Below are 24081 nucleotides of genomic sequence, written 5' to 3' on the forward strand. Positions count from 1 at the left end.
GTACCATGCGCATTCATCGTGTTTATGGTATACTATAAGAGAAAATTGGGTAAACAACTCGCATGCCAAAAACACTAACAAATCCAGACAACAAAGAAGGTACAAATAGCGACCCTAAAGAGGGTCAATTTGATGATAGTTATTGGGAAAATAAGTTTCGATCTCCCGCTATAGATGATTCTGATAAAAACATTTCTAGTTCTAGTTCTGCACAAGGTGATTCATCTCTTGCAGAAACAGAAACCCAACAAGAATCAGCTAACTCTAATTCTTTATACTCGACAGACGATAGTGAATCACAATTCATTCGTTCATCAATGAAAGAAAAAAGTAAGTTTTATTTCGCATTAATCAAAAAGAGAAAATCACTCCTATTTATTTTTGCAATAGCTGTTCCAACACTGGCATTTGTTGTAGGTTCGCTTGGACCGCTTAAATTTCTGCATATGTCCGAAATGCTCCAAGATCTTAGTTTTAGTAACCAAGAGATATCTATGTCTCATAGAATCCGTAATTTAGTCGTATATTCACAGCTAGCTAGAGGTGGCGATGGAAAGCTTGAAAATACTCGATTAGGCACAATAGAAGCTTATAGAGCTGGGAAAATAGATAAAAAATTAGCAAAAAGTGGCCTGAAAATGGAATATTCGAGACCAGGGGGCAAATTTGAAAGGATTACACTTAATTTAGATGACATGCCTGATGATTTAAAACAAGATTTAAAAGGTGTAAAATCTGATGCTGACAGGAATGCAAAAATTGCCAAAAAGTTTGGTGTAGATATTAAATCAATTGAAAGATCCGGGAATGTGATATCAATTAAAGCTGGTGGTACGTTCAATAATCGTACAATAATACATAAAATGCTGGCTATTTCGCCTGATTTTGATAAAAGAGCTGCTGCGTGGGCTGCGAGACCATTGATAAAAAGGTCGAACGCGACTTATAATCCTAATACCAAAATAAGAGAAGCTGTAAAATCGTCTGCCGCTGAAACATATAAGAAGTTTCAAGACAGTCGCAGGGCACGACTAGCAAGTGCAACTAAGGATGTTGACCTTCATGGTAAGAGTGGTAGTAAATTGTTTAAGGAAATAGCGTCAAAAACAGTGACTTCGGTAGGTCAGATTGTGACTGAAGCAGGCACGATAATTGGTGCAGTTGTAGCGGTCGTACAGCTAAGTTGCACTGTTCGTGATTCTGCTGACCAAATAGCAAATATACAAACTCTTAATAAGGTAATGCCAATGATGAATGCTGCAAACGAACTTATTTCAGTTGCTAGTAAAATGAAAGCAGGTGATGATATTGATTCAGAGTTTTTAAATAATTACAGCAAAAATTTTAATTCTTCTGACAATGGGGTTGATGGCAACTGGAATAACGCTACTTTAATAAAGTACGCAAACAGCGTAAGCAGTGGTGTTCCTATTAATGATGACTATGAAACGGAGCAGACGTTTCAACGATATCCCGAACTTGATCCAAATAATAAAAAATTCATTCAGAAGGCAAACAATATTATTGAATTTGCTGACACCCAATACAATCAAGCAATGCTATCAATACCTATGTTTGGACAAATTATACAAGCATATAACGCTTTACCTTTGGACGATATAAAACCCACTGATTTAAGTTGTGGTGTGGTTAATTTGCCTGGCGATATATTAATGAAAGTAGTAGATACAGTTGGAGGTTATAGCCCTCTTTATCAAATCGTTAAAGGGAAGTTCGAAGAATTGGGTAATGCAATAATTGGCTGGATTGCTGGTTCTGCAATTGACTTAACTGAAGATAAATATGCTGGAGCACCCTATGCAGAAGCGGTATTCTTGGGTGGAAGATATATGGCGAATGAATCGTCTATGAGTATGGGTGGGCAACCATTAACTGATGCGCAAGAGGTTAAACAAAACGAGATTGTAAGAGAGTATAGAGCCATTAATGACGAGCGCAATTTTATTGCAAAAATGTTTGATATTAAAGATTACCGTAGTCCGGCAGCACAAGTAGCAAGCAGTATTTATGCACAAGACTCTCTTGAAACAGTAGCAGCTATTCCTCAAAGAACATTGTCCAATATTAATAGTGTGTTATTTAAAAAAGTAAACGCCGCACCACCGCCATCACAAGTATTTTATGGCGTCCCTATGGTTGGTTTTGATCTAGATAGATTAGATAAAGATGCATATGAAAACCCTTATATAAATGCCGAGTATGTATACGATAACTTAAGTAATGATCCTGATAAAAAAGCTCATTTCGAAGAATGCACCGGAATAGAAATAACTGCCAATTATGACTTTATAACACACTCGTACGAAGACGAAAATAATCCTACCGCTTTATATCTACAACCAGATTATGAATCTAGATGTAAAGACATGGATACAGATGAAGTATTGTTTCGTACTAGATTACTCGCATTTGACACCCTAACACTAAAAAGCTTTAGTTGTCTCGAGTTTGATGATGAAGAATCATGCAAAGAATTATTACCCTACGACACCAACAACGAAGACACTGGCGACGGCGAGGAAGACTCACAAGATAAATTTGTTTGGCCGCTCAAAACCGACATTAAAATTAACTCGTGCTTTAATCAACCCCTGAGTAAAGGACCCCACCCTGGACTGGACTTTTATGCAAACATGAACACACCCGTATTTGCAGTCGCCAGCGGCGAGGTTGTCGGCCAATTAGGCGGTTCATACGGCATAGTTGAAATCAAACACAATGATGAACTTTACTCTGTATACGAACACTTGAGCAGCATTGATGTAAGAAAGGGGCAAAAAGTAGACACGGGGCAAAAAATTGGCTCATCGGGCCAGACCGGATCACCTGGTGCTCCGCATCTACACTTTGGGTTTACAAAAGATGTAAGCGTATTTGCGTACGCACAAATGGGTCAAGGGAAGATAATTAACCCGCTTAGGTATTTAAATGACAACCAAGACTATAAACAGTGCTCAGCAAAGCCGGAAATTCAATGATATCCTATGAACAACTACATCAAATTATTAAATAGAAATTATGAAAGTCACTCAAACCAGTATGAAAATATCTAGAATTATTCAATTTATTGTGCTGGCGGTTTTTGTTTTTAGTTTAGGATTAAACACGGCTTATGCCGAAGACAAACCTACTACCCAAGACATGATAAATAAAGGCATTTATTATTATGACCCGGTTGTTGCATGCATTGACCCAGACGAAGCAGATGAAGCACAGGAAGTTGGATCTGTGTTGTTTGTAGGCGATTCAATTTTGGTCGGAACACAAGATGCAATAAAAAATAAACTAATCGATCAAAATATCGCAAGCGATAGAATAATCTTTGACGGTGAAGTATCTCGCTCTATCAACAAAAAAGGCCAAAGTGATGGGGAGAGCGGCATAGACGCATTAAAGAAAAACAAAAATATAATAAAAAATGCCAATACGGTAGTTGTTGAATTGGGTACAAATGGCGGCATTCAAAAAGACGATGTAAAGAAATTGATTGATACAATAAAAGATATTAATAAAAAGGCAAGCATATATTGGGTTAATATTGGTGTAACACGTGATGATTTGGATAAAATAGAAAAGGATAGCAACAAAGTACTAGATGACACTTATAAAGATCAAGGGTTTACTATCATAGACTGGGCACAAGAGGTAACTAACGCAAACAAGCAATCAATTACACTACTGGAGGATGGTGTACACACGAATGAAAAAGGTAAGAATGCTCTGGCTGAAATCATAACAAATAAAATTAAAGATAGCGCTACTCAGCCGCTTTCATCATTTAGCTTGAACACGAACTATAACACTAAAACCACAACCGGTCGTGCTGCAAAAATATGGGCCTATTTAACAAGTGACGAAGGTCTACAATTAACGCCAGTCCAGGCAGCCGGTGCTTTGGGTAACCTCGAGCAAGAAAACTCGTTATTTCACCCAAAGGTTACCCAAGGTGGCGGCAGATCAAATGAGGTCATTGTGGATGGTTCAACCGGATATGGAATTATGCAATGGACTAGCTCAGGTAGACAGCAGGGATTAAAAAGTCATGCCGAAAAAATAGGTAAAAGTTCTGGTACTCTTGACGCTCAACTGTCCTACATAAAACATGAACTTAATAATGGCTATGAAAGTACCCTAGATCGTTTAAAAGAAGTTAAAGACGACCCTATAGAAGCCGCCTTTGTATGGCATGGTGCTGGTAATTTTAACATCCCGGGATTAACACCAACACCCGGCTTTGAGAGCTCTGGTGACACCGAGAGTGTAGTCAGAACCGAAAGGGGCGGTAGTGCAAAAAAATGGCTTAATAAATTTGGCGATAAAAATTTGCAATACTCCTCAGATGATACCGATTGTTACCAGTCAATAGACAACTCAGATATCGGCGTAGAGGGTTCAAAAATTTACACCGACAGCCCTATGTCAATACCAAAAGGTAAGCAAGTCGCCGAACAAGCCAAGCGCTGGGCAAAAAACGACCCTAATTGCGGCTTTCACGGCAGCAATGGTTGCACAAGGCAGTGCCTGGGTATTGTTTCTGATTTATGGAAATCAGTCGGTAAGGGTATGGTGAGTGGTGAAACTGCCTGGGACGCCTATAAAAGATACAGAGACAATGGTTGGGTCAACAAAAATAAAGAAATACCAATCGGCGCTATTATGTGGTCTGCAGAAAAGGGTAACGAAGGAGACGGCCATGCCTACACTTACATTGGGAATGGTTTAATTGCATCCAACGATATAGAAGAATCTGGGAAATACTCAATAGTATCAGCGGATGAAATAGAAAAAAAGTGGGGACATACGTTCTATGGATGGAGTGAGTGGCATGGATAACAATATCTATATAAGCAGTACTAATAGTAATCCAAAAAACCATACTCTATCGTTAATTATTAAAATTGTTGTTTCAATAATAGTATTATCAGTAGTTTTAATTATATTGTTTTTCATAAGCACTAGGGGTTATTTAAGTGTAACTTCAAATAACACAAAAGTATCCCTGTCTTTAGTTAATCAATTTAGTCAAAAAGATGTAGGAAATTATACTGATGGCAATAAAATGCTCATAAAGAAAAACGACTACACGCTTTTGGTACATAGTGCTAATAAATCATATATTAGCAGCGTTAATACCAAAGGGTTTTTTCAACACACTAACGTTAATGCTCAATTAACACCGTCAGTTAAATCCAGCGTCATCGCAACAAATCCATATCAATGTACATTTACCATGAACGATATTGTTTATAGTCATTGGTGTTTAGACAATTCAGAATATGATGGTCAAAACAATCAAGAAACTTCGCTGAAAAAACAGTATTTTGACAGCACTAACGAGGTAATACAAACTAAAGATTTTGTGTTTTTATCAAATAACCAAAAACTGTTAAGTCTGGCGCAAGTAAGCAAAAATGAAGTTTGGATGATAATAAAAACTTACCCAGTTGTGGACGATGCCGAAACGTCTCAAGAACCGTTTATTGAATTAAGAAAATATATTAATGGTGACTTTGGATCGCCGATTGACACACGAAGCATTGATAGTATCGAGTTAGGTAATATTAAACCTTATCAAGAAGGCTATGTTCTATATAGTAAAGATTCCGTGACTGCATACTATCTTGAAAGCTTTGACTCCACGATGCAACCAATATCATTTGAACAATTACCTAAACTAGACGACTATGGTTTTGATATTGTTGTTGCCGGAGATTACATAACATACTATTACAAAAATAGGCTTAGAGATTCAGGGTCGGATAATAAACCACAAAAACTATCAATTAGCAGTGTTTATAAATTAAAAGAAAAAAATACATATATAACAAACTATGAGTATACGTCCGCATTTGTTTGCCAGAAAGATACGTTATGCATATTCCTTAAGGATAAAAGTGAGTTCATTATTCAAAATAATAGTAGTCGTACTTTATTCAAAGTTTCTGATTACTTGCCTTATAAAAATAAAGTGATTTTAAACATGATGAATAATGTTGTTATATATGACATAGAAACTAATAGTGGTTTTATTGCTTATGAGGGTAGCTCTGATACCAATATATGTGGCATGCAAGTAACTTTAGACTCCATTAGGACATGTGTGGATTCTGAATTAACAGATGATACATATGCATTACAATTAGATACTTCGCAATCAGAAACAGTTAATTTATTACATGGCCTGGGCGTTATAAGTAAAAACAATCATGTAGATTATGTATCAGCTATTGGCAATACAATCATTATTAACACCAATATCATTGCTGAATATAATGAGGATACTAAAACATACAAAACTGATGCTAGTGAAAAAGATTATGCAACAAAACTTATCATGCAAAGTGTGTCGGATGCCGGTATAGATCCAAGTCTATACAATATTGTTATAAACTGATGGTGTTGGCGTGCTGGGCAAAATCTTTTGCCACAACGTCAGCATCGGTAGTGGTAATAATTGTTTGGTGGTCGGTTAGATATGTTGTAAGCGCTTTGCGGCGTGCACCGTCTAGTTCACTAAAGACATCATCAAGCAGCACTAGAGGCTTTGTGTTGCGCGTTTCATTAAGTAAGGAAACTTCTAGCAGTTTAAGACTCAAAACTAGTGTGCGTGTCTCTCCGCGGCTAGCAGCCACCTTGGCAGCAGTATTGTCTATATATAAGCTAATATCTTCTCTGTGTGGGCCATAAGACGTAAAGCCACGTTCTATATCTTGTGCTAAATTTGATTCTAGTTTACTAAGTAATTCTGATTCGTACGATGAAATAGCAAACGGTGTATTATACTCAACCAAAACAACTGTTTTTTTTGTGGCAACTGTACTGTAAATGTCACTAATTTGTTCGTTAAAACCACTTATCAGTGCGTGGCGAGCCGCTACAATATAGCCCGCGAGTTCGCTGAGCCGAATATTCCACACAAATACTTGATCTTTAATGGTGGATGCCCGTTGTTTGAGTAAATTATTACGTTGCATAAGCGCCCGTACGTAGTGCCGCTTTATACTTGCGAACTGTGGGTCTATGGTTGTGAGAATATCGTCTATAAATTCCCGGCGAAGCTCTGGTGAGCCTGTAAGTAGGCGCATATCTTCTGGTTCAAACAGCACGACTGGTAAAATATCTTCAAATTTAAGCCGCTGGCGGTGCACTTCATTTACAGTGTAGCGTCGCTTCACAATGTCGCCGACCCTTTCTAGGCTGACACTTCGTTTTCTGTTTGCAAGCATGGCTTCTATACGGGCCCAAGGTTTTTCTTGCATAATAACATCTTGCATACTAGCTCTGTATGGGCTGGCACCAGACAAGAGCAAGACTGCTTCTAGTAAATTGGTTTTACCACTCGCATTTGGGCCTACTACAATATTCACAGCAGGTGAAAGCTCGACCGCAAAATCTTCGTACGACCGAAAGTGCTGCAGTTGCAGGCTTGTTAGATGATTGATAGTAGATAATGGATTATAGATATCAGACATTATGCGGCCTAAGTAACCCATGAAGTAGTTTATGAGTACTATTTGCTTTGTGTAATAGTTCTTTATATTCTAATTTAGTTATAAATTGTAGATCTTTGGCTATAATTAGTTGGTTTTTTACTTCGTAACATGAACCATCTGTTATTATCCAAAAGTGTTTATTATCTTTAGCACTAGAACTACTAAATCCTTCTGCAATATTAGATGTTATAGATGCACTTGCTCGTTTTAGTTGTGAAGTAAGTCCGTAAAGTTCTTCTTTAGGAAACCGAGAACAAGCATCATGTATAGAAAGCACTACACCGTAACCCTCTTGCCAGACCCTTAAATCTGTAAACGACGTTATCACTTATCTAGTATCCAATATCTAACATTCAATATCTAGTCTACGATTTAAGCGGCATTACTAGATAGGTTTGCCCGGCGGCCTCTGCACTTGTAATAACAAATGGTTCTAACTTACCGTTAAAGCCTATAGTAACCTCTTTGGTTCCTATAGTATTGAGTGCATCTAGCAGGTAACGAGAATTCAGCGTTACTTCACCAGCGCCTTCTACGTGTGCGGGTGCCTTAGATGAGTTTTCACCCAATTGTGATGCAATAGAGGTAATACTTACGACTTTTTCTTCGTCGTCTACCTTTAGGGTAACGCTACCTGCGCTTTCGCGGGCAAATAGGCTTGATACTTTTGTAATAGACACAAGTTCATCACGGGCTAGTGTAGCGGTTGTGCTGTAGGTTCGTGGAATAAGTTTTTTGTAATCTGGGTAGGTGGCGTCTATAAGGCGCGTTACCAGTTCTATATCACCAGCTTTAAACAATACTTGTTGTGCGTCTGCTGTGACAGACACGTTATCTATGGTATCTGGCAAAATTCGTAAGAGTTCTTGCATAGCATCTGCCGGCACAAGAAGTGATATTTCTTGGCTAGTTTTAATGAGTTTTTTTTCTGCTAATCGGTAACTATCTGTTGCGGCTGCAAACAGTGCTCCATTCACTGTGTGTATATACAACCCCGTTAAAACAGGGCGCGATTCGTCATTGCTCGCAGCAAACACCACCTGGTGTAAGCCTTTTTTACATTCTTTAGTAGGGATATTCCAGCTAACAGACTCTGCAAGTTCTGGAAACGACGGAAACTCATCTGCCACTACACCGTTAATAGTCGAGCTGTATTGATCGGTGCTGATATGTAATTTATTATCTGTAAGCTCTAGATCTAGCACACCACCAGGTAAGCTAGAAATATATTCTTGCATGAGGCGTGCCGGTACCGTTATAGCACCTTCTTCTTTTACTTTAGAGCCTATTTTTTCTGTTATGGCAATTTCTAGGTTGGTAGCAGATAGACTAAGCCGGCCATCAATTGTCTTAATAAGTACATTATTAAGTATCGGTAGGGGGTTGCGATTAGCCATGGCAATCTTGGCAACATTAGATAATGCTTTACTAAGATTTTCTTGAGTAACTTGTAACTTCATATTACGAGTTTCCTTTCTTAAATATATTATATGTAGTAGTAGTTATAGGGCCTGTGTATACTGTGTAAAACGAACCATAAACTGGGGTGATTTGCATACATTTATTGTGCATATACTGTGAAATGGCTGAGTACATAATAGGGTATAAGTTTGCGAAATTATAGCCCGTTTGTTTGGCCTGTGTATACTGTGTAAAACGAGCCAGACTTATCCTCTTTTTATACACATATCTTTGCACCATTAATCCACAACCTATATTACGCATATAACCGTTCCTTAATTTCGTTTACTTGGTCTTTTAGTACGCTGTCAAAATGTAATTCTTTTTGGATCTTTTCTACCGAATGTATTGCTGTGGTGTGATCTTTTCTACCAAGTTCATGAGCAATTTTAGGAAAACTAAGATGCAGCTCGCTACGAAGAAGGTACATCGCTACTTGCCGTGGCACCACGATGTCTTTATCGCGTTTGGGGCTGAGTATTTCGTCTATGCCTATTTGGAACTGTTTGGCGGTCCGTTCTACAATTTGTTTAGCAGAAACGTGTTTTGGCCGTGACTTTATACTGCCAAATAAACCAGCCGCTATTTGCACATCTGGTATGAGACTGCGCATTTCACAAAAGGCAAGCAGTTGGTTTAGGGCGCCTTCTAGTTCGCGCACGTTACTCTGAAAGTGATTCGCTAAAAATTCCACGACGTCTTGGGGAAGTTCAACTTCGTGCTGTACGGCTTTGTTTTGTAATATAGCGCAGCGGGTTTCAAAATCTGGCGTGCCAATATCTACAATCATGCCCCACTCAAAACGGCTCCGTAGGCGCTCTTCTAGGGTAGGTATAGATTTTGGTGGCTTATCGCTACTTATAATAATTTGCTTGTTTGCTTGGTGCAGTGCGTTAAAAGTGTGAAAGAACTCTTCTTGAGTTTTTTCTTTGCCGGCAATAAATTGCATGTCGTCTACAATAAGCACATCGGCACTGCGGTAATGGCCTGCAAAATCGGTAATTTTTTTATAGCGAATAGCGTCTAAAAATTCTTGCACAAATTGTTCGCTGGTTATATAAACGACACGCGCTTTTGGGTTATTGGCGAGCACGCCATTACCTACCGCTTGAATAAGGTGGGTTTTACCAAGCCCAACACCACCGTACACAAACATAGGGTTGTATTTGGTGCCAGGGTTGTGTGAAATCGCTTGGCAGGCTGCATAGGCAAGTTCGTTATTTGACCCAACAATAAAACTATCAAAAGTGTAGCGTTCATTTAATCCTTGGCGGTACGAATGGGTAACCGAATTTGAGCCATTTTGCTGACTAATTGTTGTTTGGGTTTGTGGCTTGGCTGTTTGTGTTACTACCACCGTATCGTCTTGATTACTTTTTTTACTCGTAGGTGGCGAAATGCCGGCGTGAATTTTAAATTCTAATACGGTACCTTGGTTTGCATATTTAACCACAAGTTCATCTAGCAGGGGTTTAAACTTTTTTTCTAATTGTTGTTTTGCAAATATGTTCGCAACCCCAATAACTACTTTATTATCTTCGCTGCGTAGCACACGGGTATTTTTAAACCACGTTACGTAACTACCCCTAGACACAGACAGTTCAACCTCTCCAAGTATGGCTTGCCATAATGTATCGTCTTGCATGTGCTAGACGCTCCCCTCTGTATTGCGTTAATGTTGCTGTCTATTAGTGCGATTACTACTAACTATACAGGACGCGTTAATAGTTTTCCACAGTTTGGTTGAAATATTTTCTTAATTATAGTGAAACTACCAAAAACAGAGGTCATAGTTATTCACAACGCCATGCAACAGTAAAGAAATAGTGGATAACTTACATAAATATGTGGACAAACGAGGCTGCAAACTAGGTTATTCGTGTATTTTTTACTAAGCGTCGTAATGCTTATGTATCTGTTGGTACTTGAGTAATTTATGCGTGCGTGGTATAGTATTCAGTTGATTATGCCTAAACGAACTCATCAACCAAAAACTCGTAAGCGAGCACGGGCACACGGCTTTATGAAGCGCATGTCTAGCCGCGCTGGCCGTTTAACGCTTAAAAGACGCCGCCTAAAGGGCCGCGTTAAAATTTCTGCGTAGAATTTACCCAATTAACTGCTCGTAAAAGAGAGTATAATCTACTATTAAGTAAGTAGAACCATTTATGATAGCAAAAAAACATAGATTTTACGGCCAAGGCGGTATTCGCTATATAAACAGAAAAGGATCTACCGTGCGTGGATCGCTCTTTACTGTGCGTTACGTGCCGAATAAGCGGCCAGCGTCGTATCGGGCTGCTGTGGTGGTAAGTAAAAAAGTAACTAAGTCTGCACCAAAAAGAAATCGTATACGAAGGCGTTTGTACGAACTTATGCGTACCGAAATGGGTGCCCGAGTTTTAGGTTACGATATTGTTATTATTGTCTTTAGCGATAAGCTTGCTACGATGCCACCCCAAGAACTAAAGGCTCATTTATCTGAAGTTTTGGCGCAAGTAGGCGCTACTTCGTGATACACTGGTAGGTAAGTATGTTTCAATTCATTGGTAGCTTATTCAACGCACTTGTTGGAAGGCCAGTATTTAATCTATTAATTATTATTATAGCGCTACTGCCTGGCCACAACTTTGGTGTTGCTATTATTATCTTTACAATTATTGTACGGTTGGCGCTGTATCCGCTCCTTAAAAAGCAGCTACATCATGCTATGGCGATGCGCAAATTACAGCCAGAGATTAAACGAATTAAAAAAGAATCTAAGGGCGATAAGCAAAAAGAATACGCTCTGATGCAAGAGCTGTATAAAGAACGCGAAATTAAGCCGCTGGCGTCTATTGGTATTTTATTGGCCCAGCTACCCATACTGCTGGCATTGTTTTACGCAATTTCTAAAATTACACAAAATCCAGAAACAATTGTGAGTAACGGCTATTTTTGGGTAGAAAAACTCCCATATATTCAGCAGTTAGCAGCTGGTACAGAAACATTACACACTGTATTCTTGGGTTTTATAGACCTGGCGCGTCCGGCGGTAGATAATTCAGTTATTTACTGGCCAGCCATGCTACTTGTGGTAGCGAGTGTTATCACTCAGTATATTCAGAGCAAACAGCTTATGATGACAGACAAAAATGCTCGTTCGCTCCGCCAAATACTAAAAGATAGTGGCAGCGGTAAAGAGGTAGACCAAACAGAAGTTCAGGCAGCTACCAGTAAGTTTACCTTGTATATCATTCCGTTCTTTTTGTTTGTTGTGGCCATTAACTTAGCATCGGCGTTATCGTTGTATTGGTTTGTTGGCGCATTAGTGGCGATTGTTCAGCAACGCCGTATTTTGCAACAAGATGTAACCGAAATGGAAGCATCGGTAGATGGTAAAAAAGTAGAAGCAGAAGTAATATCTAAAGAACCAGCCGTTAAGGTAGATAAAAAAACCGGTGTTAAAACCTACGTTAAACAAGCAGCACCAGAAACTCCTAAACCAAAAAAATCTACCAAATCTACTAAGCGCAAAGCGAAGTCAAAAAAGAGGAGGTGACCATGAACGATTCAATAGAAGAAGCTATACAATATGCTAAAAAATATCTAGAAGATTTATTGTCTTTTTTTGGGTTAAATACAGAAGTCCATGCCACGGCAGAAGACGACGTTATAGAACTATCGGTCCCTAGTACCCACATGAACGGCTTTTTAATAGGCCAGCGGGGCGATACCATGCGTGCCTTGCAGTATATGGTAAGCATGTCGCTTAGGAGCAAGCAGTACGCTTACACACGCGTGAATGTGGATATTGCAGATTATAAAAAACATCGTCAAGACCGCATTGCAGAAACGGCTCTAGAATGGATTAACCAAGTAAAAGAAACCAACGAACCACTAAGCCTAAAGCCTATGAATGCGGCCGATAGACGCATTGTGCATAAAGTAGCCGCTGAATATTCGTTAGAAACGGTGTCAGAAGGCGAAGGCCGCGACAGACACATTATTATAAGGCCACCAGCTAGCACAGAAGAACCTAGTGCAGACCCAGAAGCACTTGCCGACTAGGCCGACAAGCCTATACATAAATAGTACACATACATAAGAGTAATCACGCCTAAAAAGGTGGTTATTTCTTGCTTTTTTTCCTACGCTTCGCTGGATTGTTTTTGGTACTTTTTTTACTTTTCTTTTTTGGTAATTTCTTGGAAGTGCTTTTTGCACCGTCATTCGTAACCACTGCGGTTGTATCAGTTTTATTTGCATCTTTGTTTTCAGCATTCGTAGCAGATGCATTGGCTTGGTTTTCACCAGAAGGTTGCGATGAGCGCGCATACAAAATAGCAGGGCTAATTAAAACGGCAAATAGCAACAGCGACATAGCAACCCAACGAAAGTCTGATTTCGTAGCCGATACCGTAGAATCGGCAGGTGCACCAATAACAGTTAAGCGTTGATTTGGGGTGTTTTGGAGCACCTCTGCACCAGCGTTTTGAGTAATGTTGCTGGCAGGTTGGTTAGTGCCATTTTTTTGAAAATAATCACCACTTACCGATTGTTGTACATCACTGGATGGCGTGCCGGTGTTGATAGATTGTTCGGCCGTAGCAGGCGCACTTATAGTAAGCACACCTAACAGCACAAAACTAAATAGAACTTTTTTCATATATATAATAGTATGACCTAAAAATTACAAAACAACAAAATATAGTAGCTACATCCCCAGGGCTTCTTCGTACACGGCTACAGATTGCGTAGCCATGCGGTTCCAGCTAAATGTTTTAGCGTGGTGATAGCCCTTGGTAGTAAGTTTTTTACGCAAGGCACTATCGCTAATTACTAAATCTATTTTTTTGGTCATTTCTAGTGTATTGGTTGGGTCAAAATATTCTGCTGCATCACCATATACTTCTGGTAAGCAGGTTGCGTTACTGCTTACAACGGGTGCACTATGCAGCATCGCTTCTAACCCTGGTAAGCCAAACCCTTCACTTAAAGAAGGAAAGATGTACGCTTGGCAGTTTTGGTACAACCAGCGTAGCTCGCCGTCGGTTACAAAACCGGTAAAAATAATGTCTTCTGCCACACCCAACTGCTGGGCATAGTCTACATACGTAGCGTGTATAGGATCTTTTTTACCAGCAAGCACTAACCGTAAGCTGGGATGCTTCTTTTTTAATGCACTAAAGGCTTTTATAAGCCGGCTGAGGTTTTTGTGGGGCTGTGGCCGGCCAACATACATAATAAAAGATTTACCAAGTAACGCGGGTAGCGCTTTTGCAGGTTCTTTAAATTCATCGGCTGCTTCTAGGGTAGTAATAATTTTATCAGGACTAATTTTTGTAAACTGCGTAACGTCTTTTTTTACATATTCTGTTGGCGTTATAAGTAATTTATTTTTACGAGCGGCAATTTGTATAACCAACCAGTAAGCAGGTAGTTTTGCCCAATATATCCAAGCTGGTTTATTGGGGTTTTTATAGCGCACGGTTGTTAAATCGTGAAACGTGCTAACTGACCTACCAAAATACAATATTGGTTGTTGAATCATCGCAAAATGCACTAAATCTGGCTTTAGCTTGTATAACATTCTGGCGTACCCCAATTGTTCGCCAAAGGTGAATTCTTTGTATTTACAACTTAGCTTAGAAAAGTTTTTGGCACTTGGTTGCCACGTATCAAAATCTTTTGGTGTTAGCAGCACAATATACTTATTGGCGGTATCTGTTTTTTGCAAATAATGCAGCAGACGCTCTACGTAGCGGCCAGTGCTGGTTCTTAATTCACGCGCATCTATTACTATTTTTGCCATTATGCTTTATTATACGCGGTTTTTAGCAGCTATGAGCCGGTAGAACGTAACAGACGTTATGAAAACGGCAGTGGCAACCATCAAATACACCCACCAGCTTGTGGCTGTACGTTCGCTGAGTGGTTTGCTTTCAACGGCACTACTTACGCCTGCAACCTGTGTATTGGCGTTTTGTGAGCGTGTAGGTGTAGGGTTAGTTTGCTGTGGGGTATCTTGTGTAGTAGCTGTGTTTGCAGTGGGAGTGTTTTGCACCGGTGCACTATTTACAGGGTTAAATGGGATCGTGCTGGTTGCTACAGATAGTGATGTAGGGGGTTCATTGCTGATAAATTGTGATAGCGGCGCAGATTCAGATTGTATTAGCTCTTTTTCTGCTGGTTGTGTTGGAGTAGGTGGCAGATCAATAAAGCCGTCACATGCATCATCTATACCATCTTGGTCTACATCTGTGTTTGACGGTTCGCCAATTAGGCATAGCTCTTGGTCGTTTGGCACGCCATCGCCATCTATATCTGCTTCGCTCGCTGCCACATACACAATCTTCTGAATATCAATATCCTCACCATTGATAGTTTTGCCAACAAGATGCAATGTGTGAAAGCCAGCAGGAATATCGTCAGGAATATGTATGGTAGCAGATATATTACCATCATCATCACTAATAGCTGACCCAACGTTTCTTGGCTCTGAATACATCACTAAACTAAAATTGGTATTGGGGGTTGTGCCATATTGCTGGGTACTAGCGATGATTGATGTATCTTTGCCTTGCCATAAAACATCTTCTGCAAAACTGTCATCATATAAATATTGCGATTGATCTGAATAGTCAAAATCATCAATCGTGTCTTGCAAAAATGCATCTAACTCTGGTGAAGCTGCACGGACATTTTGTAGTATTGGGTCCGGCATATTAATACTAAAAGATTGTGTCTTTTCTTGAATCACTTTTGCGTACATCACGTGCCCAATAATATTTGGGTGGTAACTTTCTTGAGCCAGTGGTCCACCATTACCAATAATGTATGCAATCTCTTTAGGCAAACCAGATGTATTACCAGCAGTTAAACCATTAGCTGCAGCTAAGTTACTATCAACTTCGCACAACCTTCTGCCACTAAAGGCGTCTTCTGTATCTATGTATACAACACCCGCTTCTAGGCTTGCTTTTTTAATGACAGAATTTAAGTAACTTATTAATTTGTTAGAAAATGCAATTTCTTTATTAGACAGCGCAACATTTTTAGCACAATTACCGTTTTCTTTAGCAATCTGAGGGTAGCCAATAACATATAATTTTGTTTGTGGGCTGCTAGATTTTACTTCTGTATATGTAGTTACAAGGTCTTGGTAGGTGTTTTGTATAATAGATACTAACTGTTTACGCTGCTGGGTAGACGAGTAACAATCTATGGTGCCAGAAACACACGTAGATACTATCTTAGAAAAACCTATATCATTACCACCAATAGAAAGTGTAATTAAACCAGGTTTATAGTAAGTTAAAAAATCGTGTTGACGTCTATTGCCTACGATAAAGTTCGTATATATATAATTAGAAAAACTTTTATCTAAGAAGCCTTTCGCTTGTGGTTTGTCGTCTATATAGTCCTTATTTCCAATATCAAAAATATCCTTTACCTTAGCACCGCTACATGCCACGGATTCTGTGTCCCCTGCGGCGCCTTTATTAGCAATAATATAAGGGTACGATAGCATTGCCAGGTGGCACATATTGGTTCCGTATATATCTGTACCGTCTTTATAATTGTATACACCTTCGCCAGAAGCATACGAATCACCCATCGCTAAATAATCTAAAGCACGCTTCTGTACACTGCCTTCGCTAGTAGCATATACTTTTTTCAGGGTAAAATGTTGATTATTTACCCAATCTTTATATGCATAAAAGCTAATCGTATTTTCGTTTTCAAATTGCAGGTACCGGAATTGGTTCTGCAGATATAAATTAGATATGCTGTTTGTAATATCAGATGTGATATTACGCGAGCTACAGCCGGCATCTTGACCTCGTTTGGCAGTACTGTTTGTGCAAGTATTTGTGTCTATTATTTCTAGTTTATTTTCTCTGCCTGTGTATACGGCTACGTACCGCCCACTTTCAGAAATTGCGAGCATTAGTTCTGGCGAATACCCATTTTTGCTGTAGTAGCCAGTACGCAAGTACTGAATAGTATTTGTGACAAGATTATATTTATATATACCGTTACCATTTTGGCTGACTACCCAAGTGTTGTCTGCAGACGTATTTAAATAGTAGTCAGAAAACAAGTAGGTATTATTTGCATCATCTATAAGGTTATACTGGTCGGTGCTAGTAATGTACACAGTCGTAGGCGTCTTTTGGTAGTCTGTGATTGCTTTGCTAAAAGCATTTTTAATAATTCTAAGCCGAGCAGAAGATTGTTTACCTTGTATTTCTAGCATACTACTACTGCCATCTAGTGGTATAAGTTTGCTAGATTGGTTAAGCTTATTAATCACCGGATTTAGCACAGTACCACCTAAAGTTACCATTTTGGCATCGTGAGTTAGTTTGTACCCGCTAGTATGAACTGTACAAACTGTTTGTTGGGTGCCTGTTTTGTTGCTATAGCTATCGTTGCTACAAGGCCTTTCACTTAATAGATTTGCCGGTAAGTTACTTTGGTTGTAGGACGTGCCTGCAGATACCGTAACACCTTGTTCCGTATTCCAGTAAGGTGTGCTAGCAATTGCCATGGCGTAGCCAGTAAATAGAATAGCAGCAGTTCCTACAACAACCAGCAATAAAACAAATAGTCGCGCTTTATTCTTTACTAAATACACATACATTGTCTATAGAATAAACTATACCTCAGGGTAAATTCTATAGTATTTTACGTGTTTACCACAGCTGATGCCTACACTAGTATTATGTGATCCGTCTACATTTGACGATTCATTATAGCTGGTCCAGCTGGTACAACTAAAATTGCTGTATGTATAATTATTTTTTGACCAATCCATCTCTACTGAACCTGAAATTTCTGTAAAGTTAGGTTGTTGCTCGTATTCTATTACATAGAGTTGTCTTGTTTTATCTGTGACTTTTTTGGCTAAAGCTAAGGCCTCATCGCTACTGTTTGTTAAATAAGTTAGGTATATACGTACACTGCACGCTGCGTCAACTTGACCATATGCATATTTCTCACTCTTATAGCTACAACTCTTTAGGGTATCTGTGGATGCTGGTGGTCCAAGCTTGTCTATAATTGCGCTGCTTAAGTTTTGTACTTCTTTTTCTGCCTGCGAAAACTGCCACTTTATTAGCGTTGTATAGCCAAACCAGCCTAACGCAACAATCGTAACAACGGCTAATAGGCTAATCAGGATATGATGCTTCACCCAACCAAGTAGACCATTCAATGTATCTAATATAATACCTTCAGACTGGGCAGGGCGAGACTTAACTTCTTTGGTAGATGATTTCTTTGCGCGTGGCTTTTTTGTAGTAGGTTTAGTTTTTTTAGTAGGCATTAGCGGTATTATAGCAATGCGCGCTAATTAATGCCCGTTAGAACAATGACTTGAACCAATAGGTACGGTTTATTATCTATTGTACTAAGGCAGTTTATATACTGTATAGATTATACCTCAGGGTAAATTCTATAGTATTTCACAGGTTTACCGCAGCTAATACTCACAGACACATTTTTAGATGATTCGCCAGTTTCAATGTAGCCATTAAACTTAACATTACTACTACAACGAAACCCTTTTTCTGAAAATACACTGCTCTCCTGATAAACTTCACCACTGTTTTCATTTTCAACAAATTTATTATTTGCATGGTAACTAATGGCATGCACTTTAGAAGCTGTAGCAGATACCATATTGGCAATATTGATTGCTTCACTTACATCTTTAACATCATATATCAATAAAACTCGTACACTGCACGCTGCGTCAACTTGACCATATGCATATTTCTCACTCTTATAGCTACAACTCTTTAGGGTATCTGTGGATGCTGGTGGTCCAAGCTTGTCTATAATTGCGCTGCTTAAGTTTTGTACTTCTTTTTCTGCCTGCGAAAACTGCCACTTTATTAGCGTTGTATAGCCAAACCAGCCTAACGCAACAATCGTAACAACGGCTAATAGGCTAATCAGGATATGATGCTTCACCCAACCAAGTAGACCATTCAATGTATCTAATATAATACCTTCAGACTGGGCAGGGCGAGACTTAACTTCTTTGGTAGATGATTTCTTTGCGCGTGGCTTTTTTGTAGTAGGTTTAGTTTTTTTGGTAGGCATTAGCGGTATTATAGCAAATATACTGTAGTAACAACTAGGATGTCAGGCTTGTTTTACTACTCTTCGTCTACGCCGGCCAGGCACTCTTGGCAGATGCCTAGTTGCCTTGTCCACTGTACGAACGTTTTGTGTCTGCGATCTTCTGCGCCTGCAATATCTTCTTGGTAATAGTTAAACGACAATCTTGGGTGGACACATTCTGCAATACTAATGGGGCAATTTACTACATTCATAACTAATCTACAGCTATTGTGCTTACCATTTCTTCTATAAGTTCTGTACTACTACTCTGTGTGTTGTCTTGGGTGTATTGCACAGTTACTGTAGTTTGCTTGCCCTTAACAACATACAAATAGGTTGTTTGGCTACCATCGTTGTATACGTACTTTTTTGCCACCTCGCCATTTTTTAGTGGTATGTCGTTGGCTGGCATGTAGCTGGCAAGTAATACTGGGTCTGCACCGTAGGTGATAACTACGTTTGCATTGCCACTATAGCGCCCAGTTTTGTTCACCAGCTGGGCAGGGTTGGATTGCTTGTATTCTTGGCAGCCGCCCATACAAGATACAAGTGTTTCTTTGCCACCTTTTTGTACAGCGTAAGATTCGTAGTTCCAGCCATCTACCAGCTTAACAGTGTAGGATTCGTCGTCTGGTATGTACAACAACCAGGCATCAGAACTCAGCTCTTCTTGTGGTGGTTCTGGCTGTATTACTTTTTGGTTGGGGTTAGTAAAACTTTTACTATCGGCCACGCATTGTTCTGGGTAACTTTGTAGTATTTTGGCATCTTTATCTAGGACACATTCAGCAAAATTAGTAGGAGTCTTTTGTTCTTGAATAATCGCCCAAATTACTAACGCAACAATTGTAAACAACAGTACGCTCAATAGCCCAACAAGAAAAGTTAATAGCTTTCTGGTTTTTTTTATACTTTTTTTTGCCTCTTTAAGCTCTTTATCCATCTTTTTAGTATAACAGAGTAATAAACACGTTATGCTTAAGCTTTTGTTTGCAATATAGTGTTGTACAATATATGTAACAGGAGAATGAATGAATACGACACCAGAAACTAAACCAGCTAATCCAGGATCTTATAATGAATTCTGCGATACTAAAGATTTTCGTGACAGAAACGAGGCAATGGGCGCATATACACTAGAGTTAGCTGCCTATAGACAGGCTCTAGCAGATTATTACGGTGTTAGCCTAGATGATTTACACGCTGGAAAGTTTAATGCTAAAGCTGGTTAACGATTGTAATCATCGGCTACGCGTACAATATCAGATTCATCTGATGGATTGGCAATATCTGTGTGCTGCCATATTTCTGCAACTACACCCCAATTATTAAGACCAATTAAGCGATGTCTTTTTAGCGCAGAGAACTGAATTAACTCGCCCTCATTAAGCTCAACGGTTTCTGCTGGTTCAGTATCGTCGTCGCTTAATTTAATCCCAACAATACCCTCTAAAACTCGCCAATGTTCGGCTCTACGGTAATGATATTGCCAGCTTAAACGTTCGCCTGGTTGAACAATTAAATATTTGGGGCTTAAACTTTCAAATGTTTCAAATTGATCTTTAATATCCGCAAAATACATATCTATAAAAGCTTCCGCATTACTATTGGCTAATCTAAAATAAGCACCCCATGGTTTGGTAAAATTAGTATCTACAATTCTAAAACCAATTTCATCAATCATTGATTTTAATTTCTTTATTTGTACTTTTTTATCTGCAACCATCAAGTATGACTCCATAAATTGTTTATTCTATTCAAAAAATCCTTAGAACTATTTTCCCAACTAAACTTTTCTAGTAAGCGAGGGTACTTAGAGACAATGTTTTTGCGAAGTTCATCATCATCTATTAACTGTACTATTTTCTTTGCAATATCCTGGGGATTATCCTTATTAAAATATACAGCCGCGTCTTGAGCGATTTCTTTAAATACAGCTATGTTGCTAAGAGCTAGCGGTGTTCTGTGTTGCATAGCTTCAATAATTTGCATTCCAAAACCTTCGTAGTGCGAGGGATAAACATAAACATGAGCATTTTCAAATAAAGCACTTTTTTCAGAAGCCGAAACATATCCGGTTTCTACTATATCTACTCCTTTACTGGCGAATTCATTAATTTTTTGCCTTAAGCGTTCATCTTTCCAGCCTTTATTGCCACTAATTACAAGAGAGTAATCATTTGATATGTATTGCATAGCTTCTACTAAAGTTTCCAAATTTTTTCTCACTTCTGCCGTCCCCAAGAATAGAATGACTTTTTTGCCGACCACACCTTTGGGTAGTTTTTTTTCTGAAAACCTATGATTGACTACGGGCGGAGTAAGTACACAGGTATTTTCTGAACAATAAACATCTTTGACCCGAGTCTCCGTGAACTTAGAAACACAAACAACGAGGTCGCTTCTTTTGATTACCTTTGGCATAATTTTGTTAAGATATTCCGAATTTTTCTCTGTCAAATACTCTGGATGGTCAATAAAGCATAAATCATGAGTAACTACTATTTGTCTAGTCTTCTTTAAAGAAGGATAAGATACATAGTTAGGATAAAGGTGTAAATCATATTTATTATTAAGAAAAAGTTCTATTGGGAACTGTATTCCAAATAATCTGGCAATTGGTCTTATGGCAATTCCAGGAAAGTGTTTTATTTCAATAAATTTTATGTATGGATACTGTGACTTGATATTTATTTTTTTTCTGCCAGCAAAATTAAAATAAAATCCGTATATATCATAGCCTTCTTCAGAAAGATGCTTAGCTAGGTACTCTGTGTAAAGGTTAATACCAGATTTTTTTACTTCAAGCAAAGGCCCAGTATCTAATAGAATAGACGGTTTTGGGTTTTTAGTGTTCTTCATAGCGTATATTATAAGGTATAATTAGCTATTGATGCAGACTATAAGTAAAATCAAAAGTAGATATAGCTATTCTTGGATCTTGCTACAAGAATTAGTCAGAACAGAATTCAAACTAAAATATCAAGGCAGTGTGCTTGGGTATGCGTGGACGTTACTTAGGCCCTTGGCCTTATTCGTTGTACTCTATCTTGTTTTTGTGAAGTTTTTGAGGGTAGGGGGCGATATACCATATTTTCCTATATACCTTTTACTTGGTATTGTTTTATGGAACTTTTTTTCTGATCTCACAAATGGGGCAATTGGTTCAATTGTATCCAGGGGTGATTTAATACGTAAAATCAACTTTCCAAAATATATAATCGTTGCCTCTACTTCAATATCTGCCCTTATTAATCTAGGCATAAATCTAATAATAATATTTACATTTATGGTAATATTCGGCTCTAACCCAAGCGTAAGTGCGGTTGTTATTTTACCTTTATCTATAGGTGTAATCTTCTTAACCGGTATGGGTATAGGGTTTATACTTTCTGCACTGTTTGTGCGCCTAAGGGACCTAAATTATATTTGGGAAGTAATAATGCAAGCAGGATTCTACGGTACGCCGATTCTGTATCCACTTCAGATATTGCCCGAATATGTTCAGAAAATATTAATGTTAAACCCGGTAGCCATCGGTATACAAGAGGCACGGAATACGTTAATAACTCGGGACACTATAACCGCATATGATCTTTATGGTAGCTTCATTGGCTATTTACCATTGCTAATAACATTAACGCTTGTGGTTTTTGGTGCGTTATTTTTCAGGAGTCGTTCTAAGGGCTTTGCGGAGGAGATATAAGTGAAACCAAAAGATTATGTAGTTAAAGTCAAGAACGTGTCAAAGCATTTTATTCTTCCGCATGAGAAAAAAACGTCCGTTAAATCCTTGTTTACGTCACTCTTTAGACATAATGGTTATAGTACAAAGCAGAAAGCGCTTAAGCAAATAGATTTTACTGTAAAAAGGGGTGAGTTCTTTGGAATCGTAGGGCGCAATGGTAGCGGTAAGAGTACTTTACTAAAAATCATTGCTGGGATTTATCAACCAACGACTGGTACCGTAAAAGTTAATGGTAGATTAGTAACATTTATTGAACTTGGCGTGGGGTTCAACCCAGAGTTGACTGGTCGAGAAAATGTATATCTAAATGGTTCTTTACTAGGCTTTACTAGAAAAGAAATTGACGAGATATACGATGACATTGTTGAATTTGCAGAGCTAGAGGATTTCATGGACCAAAATTTAAAAAATTATTCATCCGGCATGCAGGTACGTTTAGCGTTTTCGGTCGCCATCAAAGCAAAGGGAGACATACTAATTCTTGATGAAGTGTTAGCCGTTGGTGATGAAGCCTTTCAGCGAAAATGTGAGGAGTACTTTAAAGAGATAAAAAAGGATACGACAAAAACAGTAATATTAGTAACTCACAATATGGGCGCCGTCAGAAAGTTTTGCGATAGGGCTATGATGATACGAAATGGCAAAATTGCTATTTTAGGCACTCCGGAGGACGTGGCCAATGAATACACCCAAGAAAATTTTAAGTCAACCAGAGATATTGCAAGTGATAAAGATGCTAGTGATGGCCTGAGTGATCGAGTACCATACTTTAAGGTATTGCCAGTTTCCAAAAGAATATTAAGCAATGAAGACACACTGGTATTTGATATAGAGTATGAAGTGACTGACGACACTCCTGTTCGTGTGTTCTTTTCTATTATTGAAGAAATGCGTGCGTTTACCATATTGGCGAATGGCACAATGCCAATTAAGGGTAGGGGAAAGCATCGGTTAACTTACAAGTTGCCGTTAAAGTATTTCAATGACTCAGACTTATATGTAAACGCAGTAATTGATGAGGTAGACTCAAAAAAACGCATTGCTTTCACTAATTCATCTAACTCATGCAGATTTGCAGTCAGAAACAAGGTTAGTGACAATGGTTTGCTCAGAAAAGATAACGATATACACGGTAATTGGATTGACTGTAAGGAATATTGTTATAACTTAAAAGAAATAAATTAATTAATGTATTCGAACATTAACAATCAATGGCAAGAGGGTGATAGCCATTGTGTTTAT

Annotated in this window: 23 protein-coding genes; 10 read left to right on the forward strand and 13 right to left on the reverse strand. The window is 38.6% G+C overall.

Going from position 1 to position 24081, the window contains the following annotated elements; genetic code table 11:
* Window positions 1-62: 62 nt before the first annotated feature.
* Genes H6795_04880 through H6795_04890 form a run of 3 tightly spaced genes read left to right on the forward strand, consistent with a single transcriptional unit; the run spans window position 63 to window position 6415 of the window.
* Window positions 63-2999: a M23 family metallopeptidase gene (locus tag H6795_04880; protein ID MCB9817821.1), complete on the forward strand. Its 2937-nt coding sequence runs from the start codon at window positions 63-65 to the stop codon at window positions 2997-2999.
* 40 nt (window positions 3000-3039) lie between these two features.
* Window positions 3040-4854 carry a hypothetical protein gene (locus H6795_04885; GenBank protein ID MCB9817822.1) on the forward strand — a complete coding sequence of 605 codons (1815 nt, stop codon included), beginning with the start codon at window positions 3040-3042 and terminating at the stop codon, window positions 4852-4854.
* Window positions 4829-6415, forward strand: a complete 1587-nt coding sequence (locus H6795_04890) for a hypothetical protein (GenBank protein ID MCB9817823.1) — start codon at window positions 4829-4831, stop codon at window positions 6413-6415. Before H6795_04885 ends, H6795_04890 begins: the two co-directional genes overlap by 26 nt.
* On the opposite strand, the gene H6795_04895 is transcribed toward H6795_04890, so the two are convergent.
* From H6795_04895 to dnaA, 4 genes are all read right to left on the reverse strand, one after another.
* Complete coding sequence (locus H6795_04895; GenBank protein ID MCB9817824.1) at window positions 6405-7493, reverse strand: DNA replication/repair protein RecF; 1089 nt, start codon at window positions 7491-7493, stop codon at window positions 6405-6407. The two genes, H6795_04890 and H6795_04895, sit on opposite strands and share 11 nt — an antisense overlap.
* Window positions 7486-7842, reverse strand: a complete 357-nt coding sequence (locus H6795_04900; GenBank protein ID MCB9817825.1) for a four helix bundle protein — start codon at window positions 7840-7842, stop codon at window positions 7486-7488. Before H6795_04900 ends, H6795_04895 begins: the two co-directional genes overlap by 8 nt.
* A gap of 37 nt (window positions 7843-7879) precedes the next feature.
* Window positions 7880-8974 carry a DNA polymerase III subunit beta gene (gene dnaN / locus H6795_04905; GenBank protein ID MCB9817826.1) on the reverse strand — a complete coding sequence of 365 codons (1095 nt, stop codon included), beginning with the start codon at window positions 8972-8974 and terminating at the stop codon, window positions 7880-7882.
* Between the two features lie 257 nt (window positions 8975-9231).
* Entirely contained in the window at window positions 9232-10620 is a 1389-nt protein-coding gene (gene dnaA / locus H6795_04910) for a chromosomal replication initiator protein DnaA (protein MCB9817827.1), read from the reverse strand.
* 321 nt (window positions 10621-10941) lie between these two features.
* Here dnaA and rpmH point away from each other — a divergent pair, with 321 nt between their 5' ends.
* The 4 genes from rpmH to H6795_04930 all read left to right on the forward strand — a co-directional run bounded on the left by rpmH (window position 10942) and on the right by H6795_04930 (window position 13025).
* The gene (gene rpmH, locus H6795_04915) at window positions 10942-11079 is read left to right on the forward strand and encodes a 50S ribosomal protein L34 (protein ID MCB9817828.1); all 138 of its coding nucleotides are present in this window, start codon (window positions 10942-10944) and stop codon (window positions 11077-11079) included.
* A 64-nt stretch (window positions 11080-11143) separates the two neighbouring features.
* Window positions 11144-11491 carry a ribonuclease P protein component gene (gene rnpA / locus H6795_04920; GenBank protein MCB9817829.1) on the forward strand — a complete coding sequence of 116 codons (348 nt, stop codon included), beginning with the start codon at window positions 11144-11146 and terminating at the stop codon, window positions 11489-11491.
* A gap of 17 nt (window positions 11492-11508) precedes the next feature.
* Window positions 11509-12516: a membrane protein insertase YidC gene (locus tag H6795_04925; protein ID MCB9817830.1), complete on the forward strand. Its 1008-nt coding sequence runs from the start codon at window positions 11509-11511 to the stop codon at window positions 12514-12516.
* 2 nt (window positions 12517-12518) lie between these two features.
* Window positions 12519-13025 carry a KH domain-containing protein gene (locus tag H6795_04930; protein MCB9817831.1) on the forward strand — a complete coding sequence of 169 codons (507 nt, stop codon included), beginning with the start codon at window positions 12519-12521 and terminating at the stop codon, window positions 13023-13025.
* Between the two features lie 61 nt (window positions 13026-13086).
* On the opposite strand, the gene H6795_04935 is transcribed toward H6795_04930, so the two are convergent.
* From H6795_04935 to H6795_04965, 7 genes are all read right to left on the reverse strand, one after another.
* Window positions 13087-13623 (reverse strand): hypothetical protein, encoded by a 537-nt coding sequence (locus tag H6795_04935; protein ID MCB9817832.1) that lies wholly within the window; start codon window positions 13621-13623, stop codon window positions 13087-13089.
* A 48-nt stretch (window positions 13624-13671) separates the two neighbouring features.
* Complete coding sequence (locus H6795_04940) at window positions 13672-14769, reverse strand: glycosyltransferase family 4 protein (GenBank protein ID MCB9817833.1); 1098 nt, start codon at window positions 14767-14769, stop codon at window positions 13672-13674.
* Between the two features lie 9 nt (window positions 14770-14778).
* Complete coding sequence (locus H6795_04945; protein ID MCB9817834.1) at window positions 14779-17604, reverse strand: hypothetical protein; 2826 nt, start codon at window positions 17602-17604, stop codon at window positions 14779-14781.
* A 15-nt stretch (window positions 17605-17619) separates the two neighbouring features.
* Entirely contained in the window at window positions 17620-18288 is a 669-nt protein-coding gene (locus tag H6795_04950; protein MCB9817835.1) for a hypothetical protein, read from the reverse strand.
* Window positions 18289-18398: 110 nt separating this feature from the next.
* Window positions 18399-19070: a hypothetical protein gene (locus tag H6795_04955; protein ID MCB9817836.1), complete on the reverse strand. Its 672-nt coding sequence runs from the start codon at window positions 19068-19070 to the stop codon at window positions 18399-18401.
* Window positions 19071-19126: 56 nt separating this feature from the next.
* Window positions 19127-19303, reverse strand: coding sequence for a hypothetical protein (locus H6795_04960; protein MCB9817837.1), 177 nt, complete (start codon window positions 19301-19303; stop codon window positions 19127-19129).
* 2 nt (window positions 19304-19305) lie between these two features.
* Window positions 19306-20034: a hypothetical protein gene (locus H6795_04965; GenBank protein MCB9817838.1), complete on the reverse strand. Its 729-nt coding sequence runs from the start codon at window positions 20032-20034 to the stop codon at window positions 19306-19308.
* An 88-nt stretch (window positions 20035-20122) separates the two neighbouring features.
* Between H6795_04965 and H6795_04970 the strand changes: the two genes are divergently transcribed.
* On the forward strand, window positions 20123-20323 hold the full coding sequence (locus H6795_04970; protein ID MCB9817839.1) for a hypothetical protein: 201 nt from the start codon (window positions 20123-20125) through the stop codon (window positions 20321-20323).
* Here H6795_04970 and H6795_04975 read toward each other — a convergent pair.
* Window positions 20320-20817 carry a phosphoheptose isomerase gene (locus tag H6795_04975; protein ID MCB9817840.1) on the reverse strand — a complete coding sequence of 166 codons (498 nt, stop codon included), beginning with the start codon at window positions 20815-20817 and terminating at the stop codon, window positions 20320-20322. The genes H6795_04970 and H6795_04975 overlap by 4 nt on opposite strands.
* Complete coding sequence (locus H6795_04980; GenBank protein ID MCB9817841.1) at window positions 20817-21953, reverse strand: glycosyltransferase family 4 protein; 1137 nt, start codon at window positions 21951-21953, stop codon at window positions 20817-20819. Before H6795_04980 ends, H6795_04975 begins: the two co-directional genes overlap by 1 nt.
* Window positions 21954-21984: 31 nt before the next feature.
* On the opposite strand from H6795_04980, the gene H6795_04985 reads away from it, so the two are divergent.
* Window positions 21985-22797 carry an ABC transporter permease gene (locus H6795_04985; protein ID MCB9817842.1) on the forward strand — a complete coding sequence of 271 codons (813 nt, stop codon included), beginning with the start codon at window positions 21985-21987 and terminating at the stop codon, window positions 22795-22797.
* Window positions 22798-24024, forward strand: a complete 1227-nt coding sequence (locus tag H6795_04990) for an ABC transporter ATP-binding protein (protein ID MCB9817843.1) — start codon at window positions 22798-22800, stop codon at window positions 24022-24024.
* Window positions 24025-24081: the final 57 nt, after the last annotated feature.

Source organism: Candidatus Nomurabacteria bacterium (assembly GCA_020631975.1).
Classification (GTDB): domain Bacteria; phylum Patescibacteriota; class Saccharimonadia; order Saccharimonadales; family CAIOMD01; genus JACKGO01.

What these genes read in the sequence shown, in the direction of transcription:
- H6795_04985 (MCB9817842.1), top strand. Translation starts at nt 21,985, where the DNA reads ATGCAGACTATAAGTAAAATCAAAAGTAGATATAGCTATTCTTGGATC.
- H6795_04960 (MCB9817837.1), bottom strand. Translation starts at nt 19,303, where the DNA reads ATGAATGTAGTAAATTGCCCCATTAGTATTGCAGAATGTGTCCACCCA.
- H6795_04970 (MCB9817839.1), top strand. Translation starts at nt 20,123, where the DNA reads ATGAATACGACACCAGAAACTAAACCAGCTAATCCAGGATCTTATAAT.
- H6795_04925 (MCB9817830.1), top strand. Translation starts at nt 11,509, where the DNA reads ATGTTTCAATTCATTGGTAGCTTATTCAACGCACTTGTTGGAAGGCCA.
- H6795_04895 (MCB9817824.1), bottom strand. Translation starts at nt 7,493, where the DNA reads ATGTCTGATATCTATAATCCATTATCTACTATCAATCATCTAACAAGC.
- H6795_04890 (MCB9817823.1), top strand. Translation starts at nt 4,829, where the DNA reads ATGGATGGAGTGAGTGGCATGGATAACAATATCTATATAAGCAGTACT.
- H6795_04950 (MCB9817835.1), bottom strand. Translation starts at nt 18,288, where the DNA reads ATGCCTACTAAAAAAACTAAACCTACTACAAAAAAGCCACGCGCAAAG.
- dnaA (MCB9817827.1), bottom strand. Translation starts at nt 10,620, where the DNA reads ATGCAAGACGATACATTATGGCAAGCCATACTTGGAGAGGTTGAACTG.
- H6795_04975 (MCB9817840.1), bottom strand. Translation starts at nt 20,817, where the DNA reads ATGGTTGCAGATAAAAAAGTACAAATAAAGAAATTAAAATCAATGATT.
- H6795_04880 (MCB9817821.1), top strand. Translation starts at nt 63, where the DNA reads ATGCCAAAAACACTAACAAATCCAGACAACAAAGAAGGTACAAATAGC.
- H6795_04935 (MCB9817832.1), bottom strand. Translation starts at nt 13,623, where the DNA reads ATGAAAAAAGTTCTATTTAGTTTTGTGCTGTTAGGTGTGCTTACTATA.
- H6795_04980 (MCB9817841.1), bottom strand. Translation starts at nt 21,953, where the DNA reads ATGAAGAACACTAAAAACCCAAAACCGTCTATTCTATTAGATACTGGG.
- H6795_04965 (MCB9817838.1), bottom strand. Translation starts at nt 20,034, where the DNA reads ATGGATAAAGAGCTTAAAGAGGCAAAAAAAAGTATAAAAAAAACCAGA.
- H6795_04930 (MCB9817831.1), top strand. Translation starts at nt 12,519, where the DNA reads ATGAACGATTCAATAGAAGAAGCTATACAATATGCTAAAAAATATCTA.
- H6795_04955 (MCB9817836.1), bottom strand. Translation starts at nt 19,070, where the DNA reads ATGCCTACCAAAAAAACTAAACCTACTACAAAAAAGCCACGCGCAAAG.
- rpmH (MCB9817828.1), top strand. Translation starts at nt 10,942, where the DNA reads ATGCCTAAACGAACTCATCAACCAAAAACTCGTAAGCGAGCACGGGCA.
- H6795_04885 (MCB9817822.1), top strand. Translation starts at nt 3,040, where the DNA reads ATGAAAGTCACTCAAACCAGTATGAAAATATCTAGAATTATTCAATTT.
- H6795_04945 (MCB9817834.1), bottom strand. Translation starts at nt 17,604, where the DNA reads ATGTATGTGTATTTAGTAAAGAATAAAGCGCGACTATTTGTTTTATTG.
- H6795_04940 (MCB9817833.1), bottom strand. Translation starts at nt 14,769, where the DNA reads ATGGCAAAAATAGTAATAGATGCGCGTGAATTAAGAACCAGCACTGGC.
- rnpA (MCB9817829.1), top strand. Translation starts at nt 11,144, where the DNA reads ATGATAGCAAAAAAACATAGATTTTACGGCCAAGGCGGTATTCGCTAT.
- dnaN (MCB9817826.1), bottom strand. Translation starts at nt 8,974, where the DNA reads ATGAAGTTACAAGTTACTCAAGAAAATCTTAGTAAAGCATTATCTAAT.